At 34.6% G+C, this 6,080-nt stretch carries 6 protein-coding genes; 5 read left to right on the top strand and 1 reads right to left on the bottom strand.

Annotated elements, in window-relative coordinates; genetic code table 11:
* The first annotated feature begins 493 nt into the window (after nucleotides 1–493).
* The 5 genes from HMPREF3230_RS05785 to HMPREF3230_RS05765 are packed head-to-tail and all read left to right on the top strand — an operon-like array spanning nucleotide 494 to nucleotide 5,476.
* Nucleotides 494–1,723, top strand: coding sequence for a DNA cytosine methyltransferase (locus HMPREF3230_RS05785; RefSeq protein ID WP_082266322.1), 1,230 nt, complete (start codon nucleotides 494–496; stop codon nucleotides 1,721–1,723).
* Complete coding sequence (locus HMPREF3230_RS05780; protein ID WP_075523981.1) at nucleotides 1,720–3,135, top strand: protein NO VEIN domain-containing protein; 1,416 nt, start codon at nucleotides 1,720–1,722, stop codon at nucleotides 3,133–3,135. The genes HMPREF3230_RS05785 and HMPREF3230_RS05780 overlap by 4 nt, the downstream gene beginning before the upstream one ends.
* Nucleotides 3,123–4,094 carry a DNA (cytosine-5-)-methyltransferase gene (dcm, locus tag HMPREF3230_RS05775; RefSeq protein ID WP_075523980.1) on the top strand — a complete coding sequence of 324 codons (972 nt, stop codon included), beginning with the start codon at nucleotides 3,123–3,125 and terminating at the stop codon, nucleotides 4,092–4,094. The genes HMPREF3230_RS05780 and dcm overlap by 13 nt, the downstream gene beginning before the upstream one ends.
* A 28-nt stretch (nucleotides 4,095–4,122) precedes the next feature.
* A complete protein-coding gene (locus HMPREF3230_RS05770) occupies nucleotides 4,123–4,689 on the top strand; it encodes an SLATT domain-containing protein (RefSeq protein ID WP_075523979.1) in 567 nt (188 codons plus the stop codon).
* A gap of 1 nt (nucleotide 4,690) precedes the next feature.
* The gene (locus tag HMPREF3230_RS05765; RefSeq protein ID WP_075523978.1) at nucleotides 4,691–5,476 is read left to right on the top strand and encodes an SMODS domain-containing nucleotidyltransferase; all 786 of its coding nucleotides are present in this window, start codon (nucleotides 4,691–4,693) and stop codon (nucleotides 5,474–5,476) included.
* A gap of 152 nt (nucleotides 5,477–5,628) precedes the next feature.
* Here the strand turns inward: HMPREF3230_RS05765 and HMPREF3230_RS06690 are convergent, their stop codons facing one another.
* Nucleotides 5,629–5,775 (bottom strand): helix-turn-helix domain-containing protein, encoded by a 147-nt coding sequence (locus tag HMPREF3230_RS06690; RefSeq protein WP_330997404.1) that lies wholly within the window; start codon nucleotides 5,773–5,775, stop codon nucleotides 5,629–5,631.
* Between the last annotated feature and the right edge of the window lie 305 nt (nucleotides 5,776–6,080).

Genomic DNA, 6,080 nt, shown 5'->3' with positions numbered 1-6,080 from the left:
GTTTGCAGGGTCTATCGTTAAAAGGTTTAATGCGAAGAGGCTTTAAGCTGGGTTCTTGCGATTTTTGAGTGCGATTTTGCTGTTTGAGGGAACATATCAACGCTCTAGGGTCGAGTGCACAGGATGTTAACGTTAAAAAGTGCACCCACTTTGCACCCAGCTTGTGAGTGGGGAATGTTAATTAAGCACGATTCATGCATAGTATGATGAAGGATGAATTTCTCAAAATGATACAAAGTTTGGCGGCTGTTGCTTAGAATAACACTGTAAATAAGGTCTTATTGTAGGCTTGCGAAACGGAAGAACGTGAATGCAAGTCCGGAGTGAATTGACGCTGGATTTTTTATTTTTAGGGGTGTCTTTTTTGCTTTAGGGGTGTGTGCTATTTAGGCAAGGGCGTGCTCTTTTGACTCATAGTAATAAAATGCTTATTGCTTTTATTCGTCCCGTGGAATATAATAATAATCTAATTTATAAATGCTGAGGTGATTAGATGGGATTTATTACAGCAAGTCAAGCAGCTACAATTTGGCATTTATCACAGAGAAGAGTGCAGATTTTATGCTCAGAAGGCAGAATCCCTGGAGTTTTTAAATTAGGCGAAAATTGGGCAATTCCTGATAGTGCTATAAAGCCTGCGGATGAAAGATTGAAAAATAGTAATAAAAAACAATTAAAGCCAAATGTAATTGATTTGTTTTGTGGAGCAGGCGGATTGTCTTTAGGTTTTGAAAAGGCAGGCTGCAACGTCATCTTGGGGATTGATACTGATGTAAAGGCTTTAGAGACTTTTGAGTTGAATCATAAAAATGCTAAATCCATATGTGGTGACATAACGCAGATTTCATATAAAGAGGATATAAAACCAATTATTGGCAATAAAGGTATTGATGTTATTATTGGAGGTCCTCCATGTCAGGGTATGTCTTTATCTGGTCTTCGGAAAATTGATGATCCTAGGAATAAGCTTTATCTGTCATACATTAGGTTAGTAGATGAAATTCGACCTAAAGCATTTGTGATAGAAAATGTTCCTGGTCTTGTGGGTCTTTTTGGTGGCAAGATTAAAGACAATATAATAAAAAAATTTTCAGATATGGGGTATGAAATCCAATATAAAATACTTTGTGCGGCTGATTATGGTGTTCCACAGATGCGAAAGAGAGTTTTTTTTGTCGGGTATAGAGAAGGAAAATTTGAATACCCTATAGAAAATAAAAAATATATTTCTTGTGAGATGGCATTATCTGATCTTCCTCCACTTGAAACATCCTTTGGTTCAGAAAAAATGATGTATGAAACAGAGGCTCAAAACGATTATCAAAAGTTAATGAGGCTAAAATCGAAATACGTGTATAATCACGTTGCCGCAAAGCATTCCGAAAAGGTAAAGCACATAATATCGCTTGTTCCAGCAGGTGGTAATTATAAGGATTTGCCAGAAGAATTAAAAAACTCTCGAAATTTCCATGTCGCCTGGACTAGGTTTCCAGATAATAAGCCCGCACCAACAATTGATACAGGGCACAGGCATCATTTTCACTATAAATATAATCGTGTGCCTACAGTGCGAGAATGTGCGAGAATACAGTCATTCCCGGATGATTTTATATTTCTCGGCAGTAAGACACAGCAATTTCGTCAAGTTGGTAATGCAGTGCCTCCTCTAATGGCAGAGGCAATTGCTAAGCAAATAATTAAGCTTTTGGAGAAGAAATTATGATTTATAAAATACCACCAGAATATGAATTCAGACTTCATCATTGCCGCCCTAGATTTAAGAATAATGTAGAGAACGTATTGATATATATGGCAACAGAAATCAGTAAAATTGGTGACGCTCCGCGAGAGAAATTCAACACCATACTTAACGATTCTATCAGATGTTTTCCTGGAAATTCAACAAGTACACTAAAGACAATCAATAACTGGAGAACTGAAATATCATCTCTGTTTGGGTTATTTTATGAAGACGACTGTAAAATAAATCATGCCATGTTGAGAGCAAAAGAGCTAGCTATAAATAATGATCTTGTTCAATTTTTTAAGCAGTTTATTTTCTACTTTCAATACCCAGGTGGGCATATAAAAGCAGATAGAATTCAAGAGCAAATTAAACAAGGGATACATTTTAAGCCTGCTCAATATTTATTAAAACTACTTGATCAAGCAGAAAAGAGTACGAATAAGCGATGCGGTATTACAAAAGCTGAAGCATGTTACTGCATATTTAACGATTTACGTTGTACTAGAGACAATGAAGATGTTTGTACGGTTTGGGATCGGATTGAAGAAAACCGAAAAAAGAATATAGATTATGATGCGAAAGGTGATATTGTAAGGTATGCTGGAGATATTTTAGATTATATGCAGTTAGCGAATCTCTTAACTTCCTACAATAATAAAGAGTTCTTCTTGAACCATAATGAGAACGAATCTATCCTTAAATTTATTAATTCTAAAGAATGGTTTGATGGATATGATTCTATGATTCAAGTTAAAAACGGAACGCTTGCGGAGATAAATAGTCATCGATGCGACTGGTTTGAATATGTAAATAAAGAAAGCAAAGACACTGATTTTAGCACAGATATTACAGCATATATAACCACAGACGGTACGGAATTAATAAATAAGCAGGTTCAAAAATTCAAAGCTTATTTTGATAGGTTAGCCAGTCTTGAAGTGTTGAAAACAAAAGACATAGGTGACATTGGAGAAAGCTTAGTTCACGGCCATGAATGTGAACGTCTAAAGATTGGCGGCCGTGAAGATTTGGTACATCTTGTTAAAAAAATACCAACTGAGCTTGGTGTGGGATATGATATCAGCTCAAGAGAGTTAGACGATACATTAAGAAATATCGAAGTGAAAACTACCATAAGCTCTAAACCAATTATGTTTAATAGGATACATTTGACACCTAATGAATGGCAAGCGGCTAAAAGTTATAAAGAACTATATTGGATATATCGTCTCATGGTAAGTAAGAAGAATATTAAGTTATTTATTATGCGTAATCCAGTTTATTTGTTCAAGAAAGATTTAATTGACATATCACCAAGAGATGGAATGGAAGTTACATTTAAGGAACAAGCTGGTCAGTATGAGGAGTTGTTAGCGTGGACAAATTAAAAGTTGCTTCTTTATTTTGTGGATGCGGTGGAACAGATATAGGAATTCTTGGCAATTTTAATTATTTAGGTAACTATTATCCTTCTAATGATATGGAAATAGTTTATGCAAATGATATTGAAAAAAGCGCATGCCGTATATTTGAGACGAATTTTGCGATTAAGCCAGATGAAAGGGATATTAGGGAGGTTGATCCTAGCAAAATACCAGATTTCGATATTCTGACAGGTGGATTTCCTTGCCAATCGTTCTCTATCGTTGCTCAGAATCCTAGGCGGTTAGGCATTAAGGATGATAAAGGAAAATTATTCTTTGAAATGTGTCGTGTATTGAAAGATAAACAGCCTAAATGTTTTATTGCAGAAAATGTAAAAGGGATTATTACTGCAAATAATCATGCCGCATTTCCTTTGATAATTAAGCAATTTGAAGATAGTGGATATAACGTTACATACACGGTGTTAAAAGCTGTGGAATTTGGGGTTCCGCAAAAAAGGGAAAGAGTTATTATTGTGGGATTTCGTAAGGATTTAAATGTGAATTTTTCATTTCCCAATGCGATGATTAAAAATGAGAATGATTATATTCCATTATTAAAATGTATAGATGAAAATGTTCCCGAGAAATATTATTTTAGTGACAAGGCTGTTGCAGGCATGCTGAAAAGTAAAAAATCAATGAATAAAGGAAGAGCACAGGATATATCTAAGCCTTGTAATACTGTAGGGGCTCATTTGGCAAAAGTATCTTTAAATAGTACAGACCCAGTGCTTTTTGAAAATGGCAAATATAGAAGGTTTACTCCACGCGAGGTGGCAAGAATACAGTCTTTCCCTGAGAATTTTATTTTAACTGGAAGCGATAGTGATCAATATAGAGCCTTAGGGAATGCAATTCCACCAGTTATGTTTTGGTATGTTGCCAAATCAATTTCAGAATGTTTACGGAACTTAAATTGAACATATTAGAATAGAGTAGGATATAAAGATGAGTGGCTTAGATGAGTATTTAATACTTGAAGATAATGTTCGGCATTCATATATGAGTGTAGTTTGGTCTCATAAAATACAAGAAAAACAAGCTGATATATTAGTTACTAAATATCGCATACTGGAAATAGTCCGTGTAGTTTGCACATCTTTAACTTCAGCTGGATTAGTATCTTTAATATTTACTGATGGGTTATCGGTTAAAATATTTGCAACTATATTATCGTGTATCAGCACAATAATCAGCATTTTATTTCAGTCATTTAATACTCAAACAAGTATCATAAGTCATAAGAAATCAGGAAATGATTTGTTGGCAATCAGAGAGCGTCTCAGAATTTTGCTACTTAAAATAAAACAAAGATCAAGAAGTGCAACTGAGCTTACAGAAACTTATGAGCAGATTATAAAAGAGTTGTCAAAGATATATAGTGAGGCACCACAAACGACAGATAAGGCAGTGAAAAAAGCGTCAATATCCTTGAATATCAAAAGGGATAACGAGTTCTCTGACGCGGAAATTGATGCAAATTTACCAAAATCTCTAAAAAGGAGTCAGTTGTAATATGAAGAGGTATAACGAAGTGATATCAGTAGAGCAAAGAGAAAAGATAAGTAAACGGTATCACAAAATAACATCAGCAATAAATGAAGAATTCTGGAAGATAAATAGTTCAATTGACCATAGTCTTTATGTTGGATCTTATGGGCGAAACACAGCAATTTGTACAAGTGACATAGATATTTTACTTTGCTTACCAAGTGCTATTTTTGATAGATTCAATGCTCTTACGGGTAATTCACAGTCAAGATTATTGCAAGCAGTAAAAACAGCAATAAAAGAAGCATATCCAAATAGTGATATTAGGGCTGATGGGCAAATAATTAAAATAGCATTTTCTGATGGGATAATATTTGAATGTTTACCAGCTTTTAAGAATACATCAGGATTCTTTGTATATCCAGACTCAAACATGGGTGGAAAATGGTTATCAACTAATCCTAAAGCTGAGCAGGAAGCTATACGTGACAAAAATAAGACTAGCAATGGTCTGCTCGTGTCAACATGTAAACATATGAGGTATATACGAGATAATTTTTTCAAAAGTTATAAATTATCAGGAATCGTAATTGATAGTTTTGCTTACCACGCAATTGAAAACTGGGTATTTACAGAATCTGGTGGGAGTGAAACATTTTCTTATGAGAAACATTTGCTTGCGTTCTATAATGAGCACTACCTTAGTTGGCTTTTGTCTGAAATGAACGCTCCAGGAAGCAATGATAAAATTGATATTAGTGGTAGCGCTAAGTGCTTAGAAAAAGTTCTAAAATACATGGTAGAAGAATAAAGTATAGCTTGATAATTTACAGTAATTTAGGTGAATAAAGACTGGCTTATCAACTTTTCATAATTGATACGCCAGTCTTTTTAAGCTTGAATGAGCATTTTCCAGTAAATATTGGTTAATAATGATTAGTAGACAGTGAATTGCTTATTCTTCTACGTTTTCCATGATATCTTCCAGTTTACAGTCCAATGCTTCGCAAATTTTGATGAAACTTCAGTGGTGACGTTTTCACCTTTGCTAAGTTTTGCAATAGTTGATGAGCTTATTTTTGCAGCATTTTGCAAATCAGCCCTGTTCATGTTTTTTATCTATTAGTAGTTTCCATAGTCGGTTAAGAAAATAAAAGTTTACGAGGACAGGTTCAGCGTAACTTTTAAATCAGAGATTAGTGTTGATACTGAAAGGGCATCGTAAAAGCCAAAAGATTGTGAGCGTTTGAAATGTTACAAAAGTCAGGCCTAGGTGGGTGGTAGCCCCTCTAGGCTGTTTTTATGCTCAAGAATCAAGTTATTAAGCCAATCTTAAACCTTTTAACGATTACCTTGTTCTATCGTTAAAAAGTGCACCCACTATCCATAGTGTGCACTCAAAAAAGTGTAGCTAT

Origin of the sequence: Gardnerella vaginalis, assembly GCF_001563665.1 — a bacterium.
Classification (GTDB): Bacteria; Actinomycetota; Actinomycetes; order Actinomycetales; family Bifidobacteriaceae; genus Bifidobacterium; species Bifidobacterium vaginale_A.
Note: the sequence above shows the minus strand (reverse complement) of the source record. Positions and strands in the feature narration are given on the sequence as shown.